This window comes from Pelagibacterium flavum (assembly GCF_025854335.1).
GTDB lineage: Bacteria > Pseudomonadota > Alphaproteobacteria > Rhizobiales > Devosiaceae > Pelagibacterium > Pelagibacterium flavum.
Genome location: NZ_CP107716.1, coordinates 1170749 through 1189703 on the forward strand (window position 1 = coordinate 1170749; position 18955 = coordinate 1189703).

Here is an 18955-nt window from a genome sequence, read left to right on the forward strand (position 1 = left end):
GTCCGTTGGGTTCCGGTCGAGCCCACATGTCGAGGGACGCACAATGAGCGATGAAAAGCCTGATCTCACCAAGACTGAAGCGCGGCAGGGAAACAGCCGTCTAATGAACTCGCGTGCGCTGATCTATGGGCTGGTTGCGATCGTCGTTCTGTTCGCGGCTGTCTATTGGTTCAGCACGGCGACATACGATGAAACAGCAACCACAACCGATGGTGGCGCTACGCTTGAAGATGTGCCCGCTGCCGACGATGAAGTGGCCACTGATCTGGACGCCTTGCCAACACCAGCTCCCACCGACGAGGCCGTGACCGAGCCAGAGGGCTCTGACGCACCGGCGATCGATACGCCCATCGAAACCACACCGGTTGATCCGGTGGGACCGGCGACCGAATCGTTGGAAACCGAGCCAGCGCCGGCCGAATAGGCTTCAGGCTGGTCGACGCAGAGCGACCGAATTGCGCAGAATAAGTTCGGAGCGCAGAAGGATTTCGCGTCTTGCTGGTCTTTCACCTTCCAGCATTTCAAGCAGCAGGTCCATGCTGGCCTCGCCGATTCTGAGGCGGGGCTGTTTCATGGTCGTTAGCGAGGGTGTTACGAAACTGGCAAAGGAAATGTCGTCAAAGCCCATAACCGAGAATTCGCGAGGCAGATCGTAGCCGCGCGCGGTGAGCGCGATCAATACGCCCAATGCGGTGGCGTCGTTGACGCAGAAAAAGGCGGTCGGAAGCTTGTCGCGCACGAACATGCGTTCGGCCGCCGCGCGTCCGCTTTCGGTGGTTCCATCGGCTTCGAGCACGAAGCTAGATTGGACAGATATGCCGGCCGCTGCGAGGGCTGTGCGAAAGCCTTGCTCGCGCAATTGGGCGACGGTCCGGCCAGAAGATTGGCCGATGAACGCGATTTCGCGATGGCCCTGGCTGATCAGGTGGTCGGTGGCAACGCGGGCGCCTTCCACGTTGTCGACACCGACAAAGGGAATGTCGGAATTGGGGATCGGCTCGTTGATCGCCACCATGGGCGGAAGCCGCACGCCGGGCTGATTGTCGACGAGGCCGAAGGGCAGATGCCCGGTCAGCAAGATGATGCCATCGGCCTGGTTGGAAGAGATGAAGCGCAGATAATCGGTTTCCCGAACGGGATCGTTCTGTGTGTTGCCGATCAGGACACCATAGCCGCGCTTGGACGCTTCGGTTTCAAGACCCACCAGGATGTTGGAAAAGTTGGGATCGCCAACGTCCGGCGCCAAAATGAGGATCATATGCGAACGCCGGGTGCGCAGATTGCGTGCCATGGCATTGGTCGTATAGCCGGTTTGCGCAACGGCTTCGATAACCCGGCGGCGCGTGGAATCGGCGACTTTGCCCGGTTCGTTGAGTGCGCGTGATACCGTGGCGATCGATACGCCAGCGATCAGTGCAACATCCTCGATCGTTGCTGGTTTGACCGCGCTCAAGGCTCTCCCCCTGCCGATGCTTTCCCTGTAAAGCACGGCCATTCAAGGCATGCCGGAAACGCTCCAGCCACCTCAATCCCGACGCTATGGTTTATACACATCTACGTCTGTGTAAACCTTTACATGCCAAATGAAAAGGTTTACACAACTCGACAATTGGAGATGCTGGCCGCTCGGCCGGTAGGGAGATCGGGGGAGGACTGGTGAATGGCCGAAAGCGCCAGTGCGCCACATATTCTAGCAGCCAGCAGAGTTTCCAAGAGTTTTGGAGAAGTGCCGGTTCTGTTCAGTATCGATTTCGACGTTCGTGAAGGCGAAGTTCACGCGCTGATCGGGGAGAACGGTGCGGGCAAGTCCACGCTCATCAAGATACTTTCGGGCATCGAGCAGCCGACCTCGGGCACTATCGTGCTCGATGGAGAGCCGATTCGCCTTCCCTCCAATGGCGAAAGCGCGTCCCTGGGCATCGTCGTTATTCATCAGGAGCTCAATCTTGCCGAGCACCTGACCGTGGCCGAGAGCATTTTTCTGGGCCGGGAATGGGTGCGGTTCGGTTTCTTGCGCCGCAAGGACATGCTGGCCGAGGCGCAACGGATTCTCGACGGTCTTCATGTCGCCATCGACCCAAATGCCCGTATCAATACCCTTTCGGTCGCCGACAAACAGATGGTTGAAATCGCCAAGGCGATAAGCCGTGATGCGCGGGTGCTCATCATGGACGAGCCGACGGCCGTTTTGACATCGGCTGAAACCGACATTTTTTTCGAGCAGGTGCGGCGTCTGAAATCCAAGGGCGTGGCCATCGTCTTTATCTCCCACAAGCTCGACGAGGTTATGGCGCTGTCGGACCGCATTACCGTACTGCGCGACGGGCAGTTGATCGCGACGGTCGAGACCGGTGACCTTACACCGGACGCGATTGCCGAGATGATGGTGGGGCGCGAATTGTCCAACCTTTATCCGCCCAAGCACGAGCCCGATGTCGACGCTCCGGTGATTCTCGACGTCGAGGGTTTGACGGCGCCGGGGGTGCGCGGCGTCAGCTTTGCGCTGCGGCGCGGCGAGATTTTGGGTTTTGCCGGGCTGATCGGGTCGGGCCGCACTGCGGTCATGGAAGCTATCGTTGGTCTGACGGAAAAAACCGGCGGAACGGTGAGGCTCAGGGGCGAGCCCGTGGCATTTTCCTCGATCGGCCAGGCCATCGACGCAGGGCTGGTCTATATGACCAAGGACCGCAAGGGAAAGGGATTGCTGCTCAATGTCGGGCTGCAATCGAACCTGACGCTTCTAACGCTCAAGCGTCACCTCAAGAATGGCTTTCTCGATGAAGCCAGTGAAGTCGAGGCCATGGAGCGGGCGACGCGCCGCTTCGATATCAGGGCGCGTGACGCTTCGGTTCGCGTTGGCCAGCTTTCGGGCGGCAATCAGCAGAAACTGATGCTGGGCAAGGCCATGGAAAGCGAGCCGGAAATCGTCATTATCGACGAGCCGACGCGGGGGATCGATGTCGGCACCAAGCAACAAATCTATCACATCATCGCCGCGCTCGCCAAAGAGGGCAAATCGATCATCGTGGTCTCATCCGAGATGCAGGAAGTGATCGGGCTTTCGCACCGGGTTGTGGTGATGCGCGAAGGGCGCCGCATGGGCACGCTCGAAGGCGCGGAAATCAAAGAGGGAGAAATCATGCGCTATGCCGCTGGGCTAAAGGGAGAATCGGACGATGACCGCGCAAGCGCATGAAGGGGTGAAGCCGGCCAAAAAGCGGTTCAGGATCGATTATCACACCTTCGGGCCGCTCGTGGCGCTGATTGCGCTGTGCATATTGGGTTTCGCGCTCAATTCGGCGTTCGCCTCGGAGGGCAATATCTCCAACCTCCTGACCCGGTCGGCCTTTATCGGGATTATTGCCGTCGGGGCGACCTTCGTCATCACCGCGGGCGGGATCGATCTTTCGGTCGGGTCCATGGCGGCGGTGATTTCGGGCGTGATGATCATCGTCATGAACGCAGCGATAGAGACGCTCGGAACTGGCATACCGACTGTTCTGCTCGGTTGTGCTGCCTCGGTGCTGCTCGGGCTGGCTGCTGGCTTTCTCAATGGCTTCATGACCACCAAGGGCAAGATCGAGGCCTTCATCGTCACGCTGGGCACGATGGGGATATTTCGCTCACTGGTGACCTACTTTGCTGATGGCGGAACGTTGTCGCTGGCCTTTGATATCCGCGACGCGTACCGCCCCGTCTATTACGGCAGCCTGCTGGGCATTCCCGTTCCGGTGGTGGTCTTTGCCGTGGTCGCCGTTCTGGGCTGGGTGCTACTCAACCGCACGGCGTTTGGACGCTATTGCATGGCGATTGGATCCAACGAGACTGTGGCCCGCTATTCGGCGATCAATGTCGACCGTGTGAAGACACTGACCTATGTCATCCAGGGGCTTTGCGTCTCGATTGCCACGATCATCTATGTTCCGCGCCTGGGCTCGGCGTCGTCATCGACGGGCGTATTATGGGAGCTTGAAGCGATTGCTGCGGTCATTATCGGCGGCACCATGCTCAAGGGTGGTTACGGCCGGATCGGGGGCACGGTGATCGGCGCGATCATGCTCACGACCATCGGCAATATTTTGAACCTCACCGATATCATCTCGAATTATCTCAACGGTGCAGTGCAGGGCGTCATCATTATCGCCGCTGTCTGGCTGCAGCGCGGCAATCTCGGTCATCTCAATATTTTCCGGAAGACCAGGGGATAAAATTCCAACCGGCGCCAAAACAAATGCCGGCGGGGGCAGTGCCTTGAGGAGAGGCGCGCAACACAACCAAGGAGGACTATCATGCGAACACTCAAACTCATCGCCGGCGCTGCCCTGTGCAGCGTTGCGCTGGGCGTGACCGCCATAGCGGCACAGGAAATCAAGATTGGCGTTTCCATTCCGGCGGCTACCCATGGCTGGGCGGGCGGGCTTAACTGGCACGCCGAACAGGCTATGAACCGGATCGAGGAAGCCAATCCCGATATCGACATCATCCTGATTGCCGCAGACGGTCCGGCACAGCAGGCCAACGATCTCGAGGATCTGATTTCGATCCACCAGATCGACGCGCTGGTCGTGCTGCCGTTCGAATCCGAGCCGCTCACTGATCCGGTGCGCATGGTCAAGGAATCGGGCGTCTTTGTAACGGTCGTCGACCGCGGGTTGTCCCAGGAAGGCATCGAGGACGTTTACGTCGCGGGCAACAACACCGCGCTGGGAACGGTTTCGGGCGAATACTTCCTTTCGCGGCTCGGCGAGGGCGACAACATCGTCATCCTGCGCGGCATTCCGACGGTTATCGATGACGAACGCTTCAACGCTTTCATGGAAACCATCGAAGGCTCGGGCATCAATGTTCTGGACAATCAGTACGCAAACTGGAACCGCGATGACGGGTTCGAGGTGATGCAGGACTTCCTGTCGCGCTTCCCGGACATCGATGGGGTCTGGGCCCAGGACGACGATATCGCGCTCGGCGTTATCGAGGCTGTGCGCCAGGCGGGCCGCGAGGACGAATTGTTCATCGTCGGCGGTGCCGGCATGAAGGAAATCATCCAGATGGTGATGGAGGGCTCGGAACTGGTTCCGGTCGACGTTCTCTATCCGCCCGCGATGATCGCGACGGCCATGGATGTGACCGTCAACCACTTCACCTCGAACGGTCCGGTTTCGGGCGAATATATTCTGGGCGCGCCGCTGATTACGCCTGAGAACGCCGAGGACTACTATTTCCCGGATTCGACGTTCTGATCTGCACTTCCTCCCGTCGTGCAAAAAGAGAGGGCGGCTTTCGAGCCGCCCTTTTTGTGTTTATGTGCCGGAAAAGACCGAGCGCAGCCACGGTAACAGTGACAGGCGTGGTGCGCGTTGCTCGAGAGACATTGTCGCGGGGCGGCCAAGCGTGCCCGAGCGGGGGAGCAGGTCGGTTTTACCGTTCCGGTCGCCGTCGGGGTCCTGGTCGTCAACGACGGCCGATTGCGTATCGCCGGTCAAGGCGGCGAGGTAGTTGTTGGCCCAGTTATCGATGTCATAGGTCTGCGCCACCTTCATCAGGCTTTCCCAGCGCTCCTTGCGCTCTTCGAGCGGCATGGCGATCGCGAGGCGCATGGCCTCTGCGGTTTCGTCGGTATCGAAGGGATTGATGATGAGCGCGTCGTGAAAGATTTCCGCCGCTCCCGCAAAGCGGGAAAGGACGAGAACGCCGGGATTTTCCGGGTTCTGGGAGGCCACATATTCGTGTGCCACCAGGTTCATGCCATCGCGCAGTGGTGTCACCAGCCCCACACGCGCAAGCCGATAGAGCCCGGCCAGCGAAGCCTGGGAGTAGGCGCGCTTGACATAGGTAATGGGCAACCAGTCAGGTTCGGCAAAGCGCCCGGTCAATCGTCCGACGGCGGAATCCAGCTCGTCAGAGATCACCTGATATTCCTTGATCGTGTCGCGCGAGGGTGGGGCGATCTGGATCATGTGCACGGCACGCCGAAGGTTGGCGTTGTTTTCCAGCAGCTTTTCATAGGCCTGGACACGCTGGGGCAGGCCCTTGGAATAATCGAGCCGGTCGACACCCAGGATCATGGCGCGGCCATTCATGGAGCGCTCGACGCGTTTGTACATTTTCTGAGCGTTGGGGCTGGCCGCCAGTTTGGCAAAAGCTTCGGGGTCCGACCCAATGGGGAACGCATCAAGGGTGGTGTTTCCCATCTCGATTTCGAAGGGTGTGCCACCAGCCTGACGGTACATTTCCTCATGGGCAATGAATTCGTTGAAGGCGGCGACGTCGCGCTGTGCCTGGAACCCGACGAGATCGTAGGCCAAGAGGTCGGTCAACAATTCCTCGTGGTGGGGAATGGCGTTGAGCGCATCAGGCGTGGGGAACGGGATGTGGAGATAGAACCCGATCTTGTTGCGGATATTGCGCCGGCGCAGCTCGGTGGCCAGCGGGATCAGATGATAATCGTGCACCCAGATGATGTCGTCGGGCTGGATGTGCTTTGCGATGGCCTCGGCAAACTGAACATTGACCCGGCGATAGCCTTCGTACCAGTGCGAGTGGATATCGGTGAGGTCAAGCCGCAGATGGAAGGCCGGCCAGAGGATCGAATTGGAAAACCCGGCGTAATAGCTCTGGTGATCGGATTTTGTCAGATCGATCGAGCCGATCTGCAGCCCGTCGATGGTCTCGAACTTGGCGTCCCGGCTGGGGGTTTCGGCGAACGCTCCGGACCATCCAAACCAGAAACCATCTCTCGCCGAGAGTGTTTTTTTCAGCGCGACGGCAAGACCGCCCGCTGCTGGGGCTTTTCCGGGAATTCGATTTGAAACAACAATGAGGCGGCTCATCTGATCCTGCTTTCCTGGAGTCTTTGATCCGCAAAATCGGATGCGGCGGCGTTTGGTTCCCTCTCGATCAGGGCATCGAAATAGCTCAGGAGCGAAGCGATGTCGGGCAGGACGAACCGGGCGCGGGTCTCGGCCGGCTCGCCGATCCTGACACCGAACCCGCCAAGGCGCTCGGCGGCCGCGAAACCGTCCTCGTCGGTGACGTCGTCACCGATGAAAACCGGCGTCCGGCCTGCAAAGGGCTTAACCTGCATCAAGTGTTCAAGCGCAGCTCCCTTGTTGGCCGACAGGGGGCGCGCTTCAACGACCATTTTTCCGGCTATCGCGTGGAAATCGGGATGGCCTTGAAGGGCGCGGGCGAGCGCCGCGCTGGCCATGGCGCCTTTTTCCGGGGCCGAGCGATAGTGGACGGCAACGCCGGTGGGCTTGGGTTCAATGAGGATGCCTTCCTGCCCGTCCAATGTATCGGAAACGCGGCTGGTGAGGATATGCGCAGCGGAAACGAGGTTGGGTGGGGGACCGTGCAGTTTTCCTTCATGGCGGTATTCGGCGCCATGGCTGCCGGAAACCGAGAACTCCTGGGCAGGAAGGAAACCGTCGATCGTTTTGATGGTCCGGCCTGTAACAACGGCAAGAGCACCGTCGAGCGCGGAATACAGGGAACGGAGCCGGGCAGGCAGGTCATCGGGAACGATGATTGCGTCCGGGTGTGAGGCGATCTCAACGAGGGTGCCGTCGAAATCGGTGAATATCGCTACCGGGCCCGAATTGGCGGACAGGATAGCGGAAACCGGGTTTTGCATAATCTCCGGGGCTTGGTTGTTACGGTTCGCTCCATCAATTCAATGCCTCAGCGGGCATAGGGTTCCGGGTCACTGGGAATTTGTATCGAAGCATCGATCCCGTGATCGGACGGATACAAGCCTTGCCGAGGTTGTGCGTCGACGCAACAGCCAGCAACGCATACCGGCTAGTCGCGAGCGCAACATGTCACAAGTGAAGCTGGGTGCCTGGCCAGGGATGCCCCGGCCAGGGCGTAATCTTGTCAGCGATGGACAACGGCCTGAACGAGTGATCCCGATACCGGGCAATCGGACGAAACACCTGTTTCGATGCAGGCAGCATTTGTAACGTCCATCCCGGGCGTTGCCGTCAATCCATTGGCTTGAGTAATCGTCAAGATGACGATGAACAGGCTGGCCGCAAGCGCGGTCAGACTGACGAGGCGTGGCGTGGTCATCATGGTGGCCTCCCCGCACATGTCCGGAAAAGGCGCGGACCAATCCGCAGAACTTTCCGGAAAGTTAACGCCGCATACAAGAGGGGAGAATGCTTGAGACGAAACCGTCTGGCAAGTCTTTGTTAACAGATTGAAACAAAACAGGCAGAGCTGTGCCGGTTCGAGCGTTGCCAATCCCTTCTAAAACAACCGGTTAGCCCTGCAAAAAAGGCTATTGGGGGTGCGAGAGGGTGGTGGAAAAGGTGGGGAGAGGTGCGGCAAGTGCCGGCCGGCAGACTTAAGCATGCCCCTCTCCCCGTGAAGGCCGGCGAAACGAGGACGCAGGTCCGCCGGTCTTCTCAATCGCGGCGAGGGAGGGACAAGCCGCGATGAACGCTTTTGGCCAGAGGCCGGAAAAGGCGGGAGGAATGAATGCAAACACGTTCCTTGGGGGACGCATTAAGGAGTACATTCCTCCCTATCGAACGTAGCCGGGGACGCGGTGGCTACGCCCGAATGGGCCAGGTCACGGTTTCCCGCACCCAGAAATCTATTATTTTCACCATCTCCGCCCGATAGGCGGTCAGATCGTGATGGCGGGCGAACACAGCGTCGGCACCGCTTTTGAGGAGCACCTGGCGACTTTCGTCGGCTCCAGTGCCTGTAATGGCTGCGACCGGAACGTTCGCGGAAGCAGCGAGGTTCCCGATCCGGGAAATGAACGCCGCCGATGCGCCACTGTGCGACTTGAGGTCCACGATCACCATGTTGGGCCGCTGCGCCGCAGGACCGCGCAGAAGGCGGGTCAGCGTACGCTCGGCCCGGCCGGCATTGCCAATCCAGACGACGCGCGCAGGTGAAGCATTCATCTGCATTGCCCTGCGCATCAGGCGCGCGGAATGGATATGATCATCAACGAGCACGAAAAACGGCTCGAGCGCTGCATTGCTCGTCATTGGCCTCAACCAGAAAATCAAAGCGAAACGGCCAGTCGCAAATGCGTTCTGGCCGGCTTCAAAATAATACGTCGATCGAAAAAACCGGCGTCTCTCCGCCAAGAAACGTCGTCCAATCGCGCTGCCAAGCGTTCAAAAAGCGACACATGGTGGCTGCGATGAGGGGCATATGCTCAATTCTTCGCGCGACCGAAAGGTTATCGCCCGTAACAGACGGTAAAAGGATTGCCGATTTACATGTAAAACGCGCAAGTCTAGTGTTGCCCAAAGGAGGAGCGCATGCCTGAGGGGAGGGTATACGCAGAAGACGAGCAGGCAGCCATTCGCCAAGCGCTCGACGAGCTTCTGGCATGGCCGCCCATGGCGCGCTCTCCAAGGCTCTCTGCGTTCCTCACCTATATCGTGGACGCCGCCCTCGCGGGGCAATCAGATTCGGTAAAAGCCTATTCCATTGCCGTGGATGTCTTCGGGCGAGATGAAAATTTCGATCCACAATCGGACCCAATCGTGCGGGTCCAGGCACGCCGGTTGCGCGGCCTGATCGAAGAATTCGACAGTTCCGGACTGGGCACGGCACCCACACGGATCGTCCTGCCGGTTGGCCGTTATGTTCCCCAATTCGTTCCGCGCGAGGGCGCCGCGGTCATCGGTAGCGACGGGGGGGAGCAATCCGATATCGCCAGGGATGGAGCTGTTTCCCGACCGCCGCAAGCGCCATCGCGATCAATATGGGTGGCGGGCGCCGCCGCGGCTCTTTTGCTCCTTGCCTCTCTCTATTTCTGGCCCGAGCTCGGTCAGCGCACCTCGTCGCGGCCCGGCGTTGTTCAGCCGACCATGCCACTGGTCTTCGTCGAGGATTTCGAAAACCTGACCGATGACCAGCGCAGTACGCCGCTCGTTGCCGGGCTGGCGCTTGAACTTGTCACTGACATAAACCAGTTCTCCGATCTTTCGGCGCGCTATGGCGGGCCCCAAGCTGACCCCGGCGAGGTGGAGCGGGGAAATGGCGGGGTCTACGTGCTTTCGGGCGTGGCCCGTCGATCGCCAGGCGGCATTCTCTATTCAATTCTGTTGCAGAACGTCCCGTCGCGCTCGGTTGTTGCCACTTTTGAAGTGGAGGTGCCCCTGGACGATGGGGCTCCCGATATGAATTTGCAGGATGTTTCGGAAGAGTTTTCGCTCAGGCTTGGCAGCCCGCGCGGCCCGCTGCACAAATCGGCGCGAAGCTGGATTGCGGCCCGCATGGCGGAAGACGATCTGGTGCTGGAACCCTATCCGTGCCTTGTCGCCTACTCGATGTTTCGCGAGCAGCGAACCGGTTTCAATGTTTCAGCACTTGAGCGGTGCGCCCGTCGGGCAATGACCGAAGGCATATCGGAGGGCGCGGCCATTCTGGCGTTGCTGACGGCGGACCGCGGGTGGCGGACGGGTACCGATACTGCCGAGGGCTCCGCGCTTGTGCAGCGGGCGCGCGAACTTGCTCAACAGGCAATCGACATGGACTCGACAAATGGGTTCATCTGGGCGCTTCGGGCCTATGTCGCCTATCTTGCGGGCGACGTAGAGGGAGCGCGTAACGACTACAACACGGCGATGCAGCTCAACCCCGCCATGGTCGATGTGCTGGCGGACTATGCCTATGTTGAAAGTCTAAACGGCAATTGGCAGGCGGCGCGTGCCCTGTCGCAGCGAGCTCTGTCCGTTGAGGTCAACCCACCCGATTTCTACTCGATCGTCCCCACACTATGGGCCATGCGTGGGGGCGACTACGCCTACGCAGCGGCTGTTGGCGAGCGCATGGTTTCGGCGGTTCCCGATTTGGGAACGGCCGTCATGGTTGCGGCGGGGGGACAGTTGCGGGACGCGGACATCATCAACGCTTACTTGCCCAGGCTTCTGGCCAGTCAGCGCTTCCGGCGGCTGGGCATTATGCCGGCGCTCCGGCAGCATGTGCTCGACCCGGACCTGTTGCGCACGATTTCGAGCGGGATCATCAGCGCAGGTGTACCACTCGACCGGCTGGCCCATCCCTTCTGATCACGCGCGGCCCCGATTGCGACTGGACGCGCCCGGCAAATCACTGTGAGATAATGCCGGGAGGTGGCGCCATGAGTTTTAGAGCACTGGTGACCGAGAAGGGAGAGGACGGCAAGATCGCATCGCGGATTGCCGAGTTGGACGAGGCAAGGCTGCCTCAGGGCAATGTTCTGGTGGGCATCGACTGGGCGGGATTCAATTACAAGGACGGCATGGCGCTTTCGGGAATCGGCGGTCTCGTTCGCGAATACCCCCATATCGGGGGCGTCGATTTTGCCGGACGGGTGATCGAGAGCACCGATGAGCGCTATCACCCTGGGCAGGCAGTGGTCTTGACCGGATGGCGTGTCGGGGAATGGCACTGGGGTGGATTTGCGACCCGCGCGCGGGTGAATGCCGATTGGCTGGTGCCCTTGCCCAAGGAAATTTCAACGCGCGATGCAATGGTGCTGGGCACGGCCGGGCTAACGGCGATGCTGGCGGTCAACAGGCTCAAATCAGAAGGAATAAAGCCCGGCGATGGCGACATTCTGGTGACTGGAGCCGGCGGCGGCGTGGGGTCGATGGCGGTGCTGCTGCTGGCGCGACTTGGCTACAAAGTTCACGCCATGACCGGACGGAAAGACCTGACCGACGATCTGCGGGCCCTTGGGGCTACCGAAGTGGTCGGTCGCGACGTTCTTGCGCCGAGTTCCAAAAAGCTGCTCGCGACACGCTGGATCGGCGCGGTCGACAGTGTGGGCGGAGCGCCACTGGGCGAGATGCTCAAGCAAATTCACACGGGCGGCTGCGTTGCAGCGGTCGGGCTGGCGGCAGGCGATGCGTGGGATGGGAGCGTCATTCCGTTCATTCTGCGTGGTGTGACGCTGGCCGGGATCGACAGTGTCATGCAGCGCTTCGAAGCGCGCATGGCGGCATGGGACAGGCTTTCGACGCTGTTCGGTTTCGGCGTTTACGAACGGATGGTGCGCGAAGTGGGCCTTGAGGACCTGCCCGCGGCTTCCAAAGACATTCTGGCCGGCAAGGTTAGAGGGCGGGTGATCGTGTCGCCCAAGGGGTAAATTGCCTTAAGTGTTGGCAAGATAAAACTTTGCGGGTTGCGAAATGGGCCGCGAAAGTTTCTCGAAATTTTGCCAAATCGCTATAGGGTATCGGGGTATTTGCCGGAGGACTTGATGCAGGATGTTATCGATGCGCTCGAGGAAAAGCGTGAACATGCGCGGCAGGGCGGGGGTGCCCGGCGCATTGAGGCTCAGCATTCCAAGGGCAAGCTGACGGCCCGCGAGCGGCTCGACGTGCTGCTCGATCCGGGCAGCTTTGAAGAATACGACATGTTCGTCACCCACCGCACCCGCGATTTCGGGATGGCCGAGCAGATCATCCCCGGTGACGGCGTTGTGACGGGCTGGGGCACGATCAACGGACGGCTGACCTACGTGTTTTCCCAGGATTTTACGGTGTTTGGCGGTTCGCTATCGGAAACCCATGCCCAGAAGATCTGCAAGATCATGGATCTCGCCGTTCAGAATGGTGCGCCGGTGATCGGGCTCAACGATTCCGGCGGCGCGCGCATCCAGGAGGGCGTGGCTTCGCTCGGTGGTTATGCGGAAGTCTTCTGGCGCAATGTGCAGGCTTCGGGCGCAGTGCCTCAGATATCGGTCATTATGGGGCCGTGCGCAGGCGGGGCGGTCTATTCTCCCGCCATGACCGATTTCATCTACATGGTAAAAGACACGAGCTACATGTTCGTGACCGGACCGGACGTGGTCAAGACGGTGACCAATGAAAGCGTGACCCATGAGGAACTGGGCGGAGCGTCGACCCACACCAAGATTTCTTCGGTGGCCGATGCGGCGTTCGAAAACGATATCGAAACGCTGCTCGAAGTGCGGCGACTGTTCGATTTTCTGCCGCTCTCGGCGCGCGAAAAAGCGCCACGGGTTGCGACGAACGACCAGATCGACCGGCGCGAGGACAGCCTTGATACCCTGATCCCGGCCAACGCCAATATGCCCTATGATATGCGCGAAGTGATCGAGAAGGTGGCGGACGAAGGCGAGTTCCTCGAACTCCAGAAGGATCATGCTGGCAATATCCTGATCGGCTTCATTCGGCTCAACGGACAGAGCGTCGGGGTGGTCGCCAATCAGCCCATGGTGCTTGCGGGGTGCCTCGACATCAATGCATCGAAAAAGGCCGCCCGGTTCATCCGTTTCTGCGACAGCTTCGATATTCCCATCCTGACCTTCGTGGACGTGCCGGGCTTTCTGCCCGGCGTTGCGCAGGAATATGGCGGCATCATCAAGCACGGTGCCAAGCTGTTGTTCGCCTATGCCGAGGCGACGGTGCCCAAGGTGACTGTCATTACGCGAAAAGCCTATGGCGGGGCCTATGACGTGATGAGCTCAAAACACATCCGCGCCGATGTGAATTACGCCTGGCCGAGCGCGGAAATCGCTGTGATGGGCGCCAAGGGCGCAACCGAAATTCTCTATCGCTCGGAACTGGACGATGCCGACAAGATCGCGGCGCGGACCAGGGAATATGAGGATCGGTTCGCCAACCCCTTCGTCGCCGCCGAGCGCGGCTTCATCGACGACGTCATCATGCCCCACAACACGCGCCGCCGCGTGGCGCGGGCGTTCGAGAGCCTAAAACACAAGCAGGCGCATGTGCCGATCAAGAAGCATGGGAATATTCCGCTGTGAGGTCTGTCTAGATGTTCTCCAAAATCCTCATAGCCAATCGCGGGGAGATCGCCTGCCGGGTGATCGATACGGCGAAAAAGATGGGTATCGCGACAGTCGCGGTTTATTCGGACGCCGATAGGGATGCGTTGCATGTGCGGATGGCCGATGAGGCCGTCCATATCGGTCCGGCTCCCGCATCGCAAAGCTATCTCGCTATCGAAAAAATCGTCGCCGCATGCCAGCAGACCGGCGCCGTGGCAGTGCATCCGGGGTACGGGTTCCTGTCTGAAAACCCGGCCTTTGCCGAACGCCTGCGGCAGGAGGGAATCTATTTCATCGGGCCGCCGGTCAAGGCCATCGAGGCGATGGGGGACAAGATCACCTCCAAAAAGATCGCCGCGGAAGCGGGGGTTTCGACGGTTCCGGGCCATATGGGGCTGATCGCGGATGCCGCCGAAGCGGCGAAAATCGCCAAGTCCATCGGCTATCCGGTGATGATAAAGGCTTCGGCCGGGGGCGGCGGCAAGGGGATGCGGATTGCACGCTCGGATGCGGATGTGAAGGAAGCCTTCGAGCGCTCGAAATCGGAGGCGGCGGCGTCGTTTGGCGACGATCGGATTTTCATTGAGAAATATATCGAGGAGCCGCGCCACATCGAGATTCAGGTGCTGGCCGATGGGCTGGGCAATTGCATTCATCTGGGCGAGCGCGAATGTTCCATTCAGCGCCGCAACCAGAAGGTGATCGAGGAGGCTCCTTCGCCGTTTCTCGATTCCCGGACGCGCGAAAAAATGGGTGCACAGGCCGTCGCTTTGGCCAGGGCCGTCAACTACGTGAGCGCCGGGACCGTCGAGTTCATCGTCGATAAGGACCGAAATTTCTATTTTCTCGAAATGAACACGCGCCTGCAGGTCGAACACCCGGTGACTGAACTGGTGACCGGCCTCGATCTGGTCGAGGAAATGATACGCATTGCGGACGGTGAAGCGTTGCGCTGGGCTCAGGAAGATGTGCGGCTGGAAGGCTGGGCCGTGGAGGCGCGAATTTACGCCGAAGATCCCTATCGCAATTTTCTGCCCTCGACGGGGCGTCTCAAGCGCTATCGCCCGCCTGCTGCCGAGGCGTCGGCCCATCTTGTCGTGCGCAATGATACCGGCGTCGAGGAGGGCGGCGAAATCAGCCCTTACTACGACCCGATGGTGGCAAAGCTTGTGACCTGGGCACCGGATCGTGTTGCCGCGATAGACGGGCTGGCGGTGGCGCTGGATCAGTTCGAAATCGACGGGATCGGCAACAACATCCCGTTTCTCTCGGCGGTAACCCAGCAACAGCGCTTCCGCGAAGGATTGCTTTCAACCAATTACATCGACGATGAATTTCCTGACGGGTTTACCGGCGTCGTGCTCGATGACGATACGTTGCTGACGCTGGCGGCGCTTGCCTGCCGCGCCAGTTTTCAGCTCGAAACGCGCGGTTTCATCGAACCCGAGCCCATCAGCAGCGGGCATGTGATCGCGGAGCGCAGCGTCCTGATCGGTGACATGCGTTGGGATTTCTCCATTCCGAAGTCCGATGAATCCTTTGTCCTGATGACCGACGACGGCCAACCCCTTCTGATCGAGGATGGTTGGCAGCCGGGTGCGAGCCTGACGGCTACGGAAATCGATGGCCGCACGCTGCATGTCAAAATGGACCGGGTGACCTCGGGCTTCCGCATGCGCTATCGCGGGGCCGATATTGTCGCCAAGGTGGTGATGCCGCATGTGGCCGATCTGATGCGGCACATGGTAAAAAAGACGCCCCCTGACATGAGCCAGTTCCTCTTGTGTCCGATGCCGGGACAAATCGTGCGTCTGGATGTGGCGGAGGGCGATGTCGTCGAGGAGGGCCAGCCCCTGGCCATCGTCGAAGCTATGAAGATGGAAAATGTCCTGCGTGCCGAGCGCAGGGCCCGGGTCGCCAGCCTCAAGGCCGTGGCAGGAGACGTGCTGGCCGTCGATGCGGTCATCATGGAATTTGAGGCCGTGTGATGGGCAAATCTCCGCGCGACATCTGGTTCCATATCGCCAGTGCGGAACTGCGCGATGCCCCGCTCGACAGCCTTCGCCGCGACTATGGCGGGCTCGCGGTCGAGCCGGTCTATCTGGGCGAGGATGGTTCCATCCCCGGCGTCGAGCCGTTCACGCGCGGTGTGCGGGCGACGATGTATGCCAACCGGCCCTGGACCATCCGGCAGTATGCGGGGTTTTCGACCGCCGAGGAGAGCAATCGGTTCTATCGACGGGCGCTGGAGCGTGGGCAGAAGGGGCTATCGGTCGCTTTCGATCTCGCAACGCATCGGGGGTACGATTCCGATCATCCGCGCGTTGTCGGCGACGTGGGCAAGGCAGGCGTGGCTATTGACTCCGTCGAGGACATGAAGCTGCTGTTCGACGGCATTCCGCTCGACGAGATGAGTGTATCGATGACCATGAACGGGGCGGTGATCCCGGTTCTGGCCATGTTTATCGTTGCGGCTGAAGAGCAGGGCGTGCCGCCCGAAAAACTGTCAGGGACCATTCAGAACGACATTTTAAAGGAATTCATGGTCCGCAACACCTATATCTACCCACCAGAGCCCTCCATGCGGATCGTGGGCGATATCATCGCTTATGCGGCCGAGCATATGCCGAAATTCAACTCGATCTCGATTTCGGGCTATCACATGCACGAAGCTGGGGCGACGGCGATTCAGGAGCTTGCCTATACGCTGGCCGATGGCATGGATTATGTGCGAGCGGCGCAGGCGCGCGGGCTCGATATCGACAAATTTGCCGGGCGGCTGTCGTTCTTTTTCGGCATCGGAATGAATTTCTTTGTCGAGGTGGCAAAGCTTAGGGCGGCGCGCACGCTCTGGTCCAAGATCATGACCGATCTGGGCGCCACCGATCCACGCTCGAAGATGCTGCGCACCCATTGCCAGACCTCGGGCGTCTCGCTCACCGAGCAGGATCCCTACAACAATGTCGTGCGCACGGCTTATGAGGCGCTGGCGGCGGTGTTGGGAGGGACGCAGAGCCTGCACACCAATTCGTTCGATGAAGCCATTGCGCTGCCGTCGGAAACCTCCTCGCGCATAGCGCGAAACACCCAGCTTATCCTGCAGCATGAAACAAAGATCACCGATGTGGTCGATCCGCTGGGCGGGTCCTATTATGTCGAGGAACTTACGCGTCAGCTTGTCGAAAAAGCGCAGGCTCTTATCGACGAGGTCGAAACGCAGGGCGGTATGACCAAGGCGGTGCAATCGGGCGACCCCAAGCTGGCCATCGAAAAGGCAGCGGCCATCCGCCAGGCAGCGATCGATCGCGGCGAGGAGGTCATCGTTGGTGTCAATCGATACAGGCTTGACACAGAGGACGCCATAGAGACGTTGGAAGTCGACAACGCCAAAGTGCGAGCCGGGCAGATCGCCCGGCTTGAAGCCATTCGCCGCACGCGCGATGAAGCCCGCTGCCAATCGGCACTGGACGCGTTGCGCGAATATGCGGCGATGGACGAGGGCAATCTGCTCGACGCCGCCGTGGCCGCGGCGCGGGCCCGCGCCACGCTGGGCGAAATCTCCCAAGCCATGGAGGATGTGTTCGGCCGCTACGACGCGACCACGCGGGTGCTGTCGGGGGTTTATTCGCAAAGTTATGCCGGTGATCCGCAATATGAGGAGGCTGTGCGGCGCATTAAAGGGTTCAAGACCTCCCATGGCCGCGCGCCGTCAGTCTTTATCGCCAAGATGGGCCAGGACGGCCATGATCGCGGCGCCAAGGTGATCGCGACCGCCTTCGCCGATTTGGGCTTCGTCGTGCATATGGGCTCGCTTTTTGAAACGCCGCACGAAGTGGCGGCCCATGCCGAAGAACTCGGGGTTGACGCAGTGGGCGTTTCGTCACTGGCGGCGGGGCATAAGACGCTGGTTCCTGAACTGATCGCCGCGCTGAGGGAACGGGGTCTGAAGGATGTGGCCGTTGTGGTCGGCGGCGTCATTCCCAGCACCGATTATGAATTTTTGCGCGAGGCTGGCGTGCTCGACATTTTCGGGCCGGGCACCAATGTGCTCGATGCGGCCTATTCGGTACTCAATGCGATTGAGGGCAGGTTGAGCAACCGATGATCGGGCGGGTCAACCATATCGCCATCGCGGTGCCCGATCTCGAGGCGGCAGCACGCCGGTATCGCGAGATGCTGGGCGCCAGCGTTTCGGGCGTTCAGGAACTGCCCGAACATGGCGTGCGGGTGGTGTTCGTGGAGACTGGTAACACCAAGGTTGAACTGCTCGAACCGCTTGGGGACGCCTCGCCCATCGCCGCTTTCCTAGAGCGCAATCCCGACGGCGGCATGCACCACATCTGCTATGAAGTTGCCGATGTGAGCGCGGCGGTGCGGCGGCTGATCGAAGGCGGGGCACGGGTGCTCGGCGATGGAGAGCCCAAAATCGGTGCGCATGGATTGCCGGTGGTTTTTCTCCACCCCAAGGATTTCGACGGAACGCTGATCGAGCTGGAGGAGGTCAAGCCCGAGTTCGGGCCCGCCTAACAGAATCTTAAGCACGTCGGTGCATGATCGGGGCATGAGCACCGTCACCGGTTTCAAAAAGATGAACTGGCTCCCCAAGCAATCGGCCTGGGATGAGATGGAAGCCGCGCGCCTCAAGCGCCGCGAGATGATGGAGCAGTTCCAAGCGAGCTCAGCAGCCCTTGTGTCCGGCTTTCAGGCCGCGCAGACCATGCAGATTCAGGGCGTGGGCGAGCTTGCCGCGCAGGGTGTACAGGCCCGCATGGATGCCAAGGTCAAGGAAATGCAGGCACAGCTCGAAGAACGCTATGCCAGCTTCTCGAAGCTGGCCTGACGCCACTTTCAGTGTCCCGCCCGTGAGAATGTATTGATTACCACGACACCGGCGATAATCAGCGCCATGCCGATTACGGCGGGCAGATCCAGCGCCTGTTTGTAAACGACCCAGCCGACAAGCGAAATCAGCACAATCCCCAATCCCGACCAGATTGCGTAGGCGATGCCGACCGGCAGGGTGCGCAGCGTGAGCGACAAGAAATAGAACGCTGCAGCGTAGCCCACCGCCACGATGACCGACGGTATCAGGTTGGTAAATCCGTTGGCGGCCTTGAGCGCGGACGTGGCGATGACTTCTGCGACGATGGCGCAGAGCAAAAAAACATAGGTCACAGGTAT

General features: G+C 60.1%; 17 protein-coding genes. 11 read left to right on the forward strand and 6 right to left on the reverse strand.

Features of this window, described 5'->3' with window-relative positions; genetic code table 11:
* Positions 1-43: 43 nt before the first annotated feature.
* Positions 44-424, forward strand: a complete 381-nt coding sequence (locus OF122_RS05765) for a hypothetical protein (RefSeq protein ID WP_264226856.1) — start codon at positions 44-46, stop codon at positions 422-424.
* Between the two features lie 3 nt (positions 425-427).
* Here OF122_RS05765 and OF122_RS05770 read toward each other — a convergent pair whose 3' ends face one another.
* A complete protein-coding gene (locus OF122_RS05770) occupies positions 428-1453 on the reverse strand; it encodes a LacI family DNA-binding transcriptional regulator (protein WP_264226857.1) in 1026 nt (341 codons plus the stop codon).
* 207 nt (positions 1454-1660) lie between these two features.
* Here OF122_RS05770 and OF122_RS05775 point away from each other — a divergent pair, with 207 nt between their 5' ends.
* From OF122_RS05775 to OF122_RS05785, 3 genes are all read left to right on the forward strand, one after another.
* The gene (locus tag OF122_RS05775; protein WP_264226858.1) at positions 1661-3196 is read left to right on the forward strand and encodes a sugar ABC transporter ATP-binding protein; all 1536 of its coding nucleotides are present in this window, start codon (positions 1661-1663) and stop codon (positions 3194-3196) included.
* Positions 3177-4208, forward strand: a complete 1032-nt coding sequence (locus tag OF122_RS05780; RefSeq protein WP_264226859.1) for an ABC transporter permease — start codon at positions 3177-3179, stop codon at positions 4206-4208. Before OF122_RS05775 ends, OF122_RS05780 begins: the two co-directional genes overlap by 20 nt.
* 81 nt (positions 4209-4289) lie before the next feature.
* Positions 4290-5240, forward strand: coding sequence for a substrate-binding domain-containing protein (locus OF122_RS05785; RefSeq protein ID WP_264226860.1), 951 nt, complete (start codon positions 4290-4292; stop codon positions 5238-5240).
* A gap of 60 nt (positions 5241-5300) precedes the next feature.
* Here OF122_RS05785 and OF122_RS05790 read toward each other — a convergent pair whose 3' ends face one another.
* The 4 genes from OF122_RS05790 to OF122_RS05805 form a co-directional block, all read right to left on the reverse strand.
* Positions 5301-6830 (reverse strand): alpha,alpha-trehalose-phosphate synthase (UDP-forming), encoded by a 1530-nt coding sequence (locus OF122_RS05790; protein ID WP_264226861.1) that lies wholly within the window; start codon positions 6828-6830, stop codon positions 5301-5303.
* Positions 6827-7633: a trehalose-phosphatase gene (otsB, locus tag OF122_RS05795; RefSeq protein WP_264226862.1), complete on the reverse strand. Its 807-nt coding sequence runs from the start codon at positions 7631-7633 to the stop codon at positions 6827-6829. The genes OF122_RS05790 and otsB overlap by 4 nt, the downstream gene beginning before the upstream one ends.
* 242 nt (positions 7634-7875) lie before the next feature.
* The gene (locus OF122_RS05800; protein WP_264226863.1) at positions 7876-8073 is read right to left on the reverse strand and encodes a hypothetical protein; all 198 of its coding nucleotides are present in this window, start codon (positions 8071-8073) and stop codon (positions 7876-7878) included.
* Between the two features lie 482 nt (positions 8074-8555).
* Positions 8556-9005, reverse strand: coding sequence for a response regulator (locus OF122_RS05805; RefSeq protein ID WP_264226864.1), 450 nt, complete (start codon positions 9003-9005; stop codon positions 8556-8558).
* Positions 9006-9284: 279 nt separating this feature from the next.
* Here OF122_RS05805 and OF122_RS05810 point away from each other — a divergent pair, with 279 nt between their 5' ends.
* The 7 genes from OF122_RS05810 to OF122_RS05840 all read left to right on the forward strand — a co-directional run bounded on the left by OF122_RS05810 (position 9285) and on the right by OF122_RS05840 (position 18614).
* Positions 9285-11042 (forward strand): hypothetical protein, encoded by a 1758-nt coding sequence (locus OF122_RS05810; RefSeq protein ID WP_264226865.1) that lies wholly within the window; start codon positions 9285-9287, stop codon positions 11040-11042.
* 71 nt (positions 11043-11113) lie between these two features.
* Positions 11114-12103: an MDR family oxidoreductase gene (locus OF122_RS05815; RefSeq protein WP_264226866.1), complete on the forward strand. Its 990-nt coding sequence runs from the start codon at positions 11114-11116 to the stop codon at positions 12101-12103.
* A gap of 114 nt (positions 12104-12217) precedes the next feature.
* Positions 12218-13750 (forward strand): acyl-CoA carboxylase subunit beta, encoded by a 1533-nt coding sequence (locus OF122_RS05820; protein ID WP_264226867.1) that lies wholly within the window; start codon positions 12218-12220, stop codon positions 13748-13750.
* A gap of 11 nt (positions 13751-13761) precedes the next feature.
* Positions 13762-15762 (forward strand): acetyl-CoA carboxylase biotin carboxylase subunit, encoded by a 2001-nt coding sequence (locus tag OF122_RS05825; protein ID WP_264226868.1) that lies wholly within the window; start codon positions 13762-13764, stop codon positions 15760-15762.
* Complete coding sequence (scpA, locus tag OF122_RS05830) at positions 15762-17879, forward strand: methylmalonyl-CoA mutase (protein WP_264226869.1); 2118 nt, start codon at positions 15762-15764, stop codon at positions 17877-17879. Before OF122_RS05825 ends, scpA begins: the two co-directional genes overlap by 1 nt.
* Complete coding sequence (gene mce, locus OF122_RS05835; RefSeq protein WP_264226870.1) at positions 17876-18301, forward strand: methylmalonyl-CoA epimerase; 426 nt, start codon at positions 17876-17878, stop codon at positions 18299-18301. Before scpA ends, mce begins: the two co-directional genes overlap by 4 nt.
* A gap of 34 nt (positions 18302-18335) precedes the next feature.
* Positions 18336-18614 (forward strand): hypothetical protein, encoded by a 279-nt coding sequence (locus OF122_RS05840; protein ID WP_264226871.1) that lies wholly within the window; start codon positions 18336-18338, stop codon positions 18612-18614.
* 8 nt (positions 18615-18622) lie between these two features.
* Here the strand turns inward: OF122_RS05840 and OF122_RS05845 are convergent, their stop codons facing one another.
* A complete protein-coding gene (locus OF122_RS05845; protein WP_408636330.1) occupies positions 18623-18955 on the reverse strand; it encodes a DMT family transporter in 333 nt (110 codons plus the stop codon).

Excerpts from the sequence above, each read along its gene's own strand:
- OF122_RS05765 (WP_264226856.1), top strand. The coding sequence starts at position 44 with ATGAGCGATGAAAAGCCTGATCTCACCAAGACTGAAGCGCGGCAGGGA.
- OF122_RS05775 (WP_264226858.1), top strand. The coding sequence starts at position 1,661 with ATGGCCGAAAGCGCCAGTGCGCCACATATTCTAGCAGCCAGCAGAGTT.
- OF122_RS05780 (WP_264226859.1), top strand. The coding sequence starts at position 3,177 with ATGACCGCGCAAGCGCATGAAGGGGTGAAGCCGGCCAAAAAGCGGTTC.
- OF122_RS05785 (WP_264226860.1), top strand. The coding sequence starts at position 4,290 with ATGCGAACACTCAAACTCATCGCCGGCGCTGCCCTGTGCAGCGTTGCG.
- OF122_RS05790 (WP_264226861.1), bottom strand. The coding sequence starts at position 6,830 with ATGAGCCGCCTCATTGTTGTTTCAAATCGAATTCCCGGAAAAGCCCCA.
- otsB (WP_264226862.1), bottom strand. The coding sequence starts at position 7,633 with ATGCAAAACCCGGTTTCCGCTATCCTGTCCGCCAATTCGGGCCCGGTA.
- OF122_RS05800 (WP_264226863.1), bottom strand. The coding sequence starts at position 8,073 with ATGATGACCACGCCACGCCTCGTCAGTCTGACCGCGCTTGCGGCCAGC.
- OF122_RS05805 (WP_264226864.1), bottom strand. The coding sequence starts at position 9,005 with ATGACGAGCAATGCAGCGCTCGAGCCGTTTTTCGTGCTCGTTGATGAT.
- OF122_RS05810 (WP_264226865.1), top strand. The coding sequence starts at position 9,285 with ATGCCTGAGGGGAGGGTATACGCAGAAGACGAGCAGGCAGCCATTCGC.
- OF122_RS05815 (WP_264226866.1), top strand. The coding sequence starts at position 11,114 with ATGAGTTTTAGAGCACTGGTGACCGAGAAGGGAGAGGACGGCAAGATC.
- OF122_RS05820 (WP_264226867.1), top strand. The coding sequence starts at position 12,218 with ATGCAGGATGTTATCGATGCGCTCGAGGAAAAGCGTGAACATGCGCGG.
- OF122_RS05825 (WP_264226868.1), top strand. The coding sequence starts at position 13,762 with ATGTTCTCCAAAATCCTCATAGCCAATCGCGGGGAGATCGCCTGCCGG.
- scpA (WP_264226869.1), top strand. The coding sequence starts at position 15,762 with ATGGGCAAATCTCCGCGCGACATCTGGTTCCATATCGCCAGTGCGGAA.
- mce (WP_264226870.1), top strand. The coding sequence starts at position 17,876 with ATGATCGGGCGGGTCAACCATATCGCCATCGCGGTGCCCGATCTCGAG.
- OF122_RS05840 (WP_264226871.1), top strand. The coding sequence starts at position 18,336 with ATGAGCACCGTCACCGGTTTCAAAAAGATGAACTGGCTCCCCAAGCAA.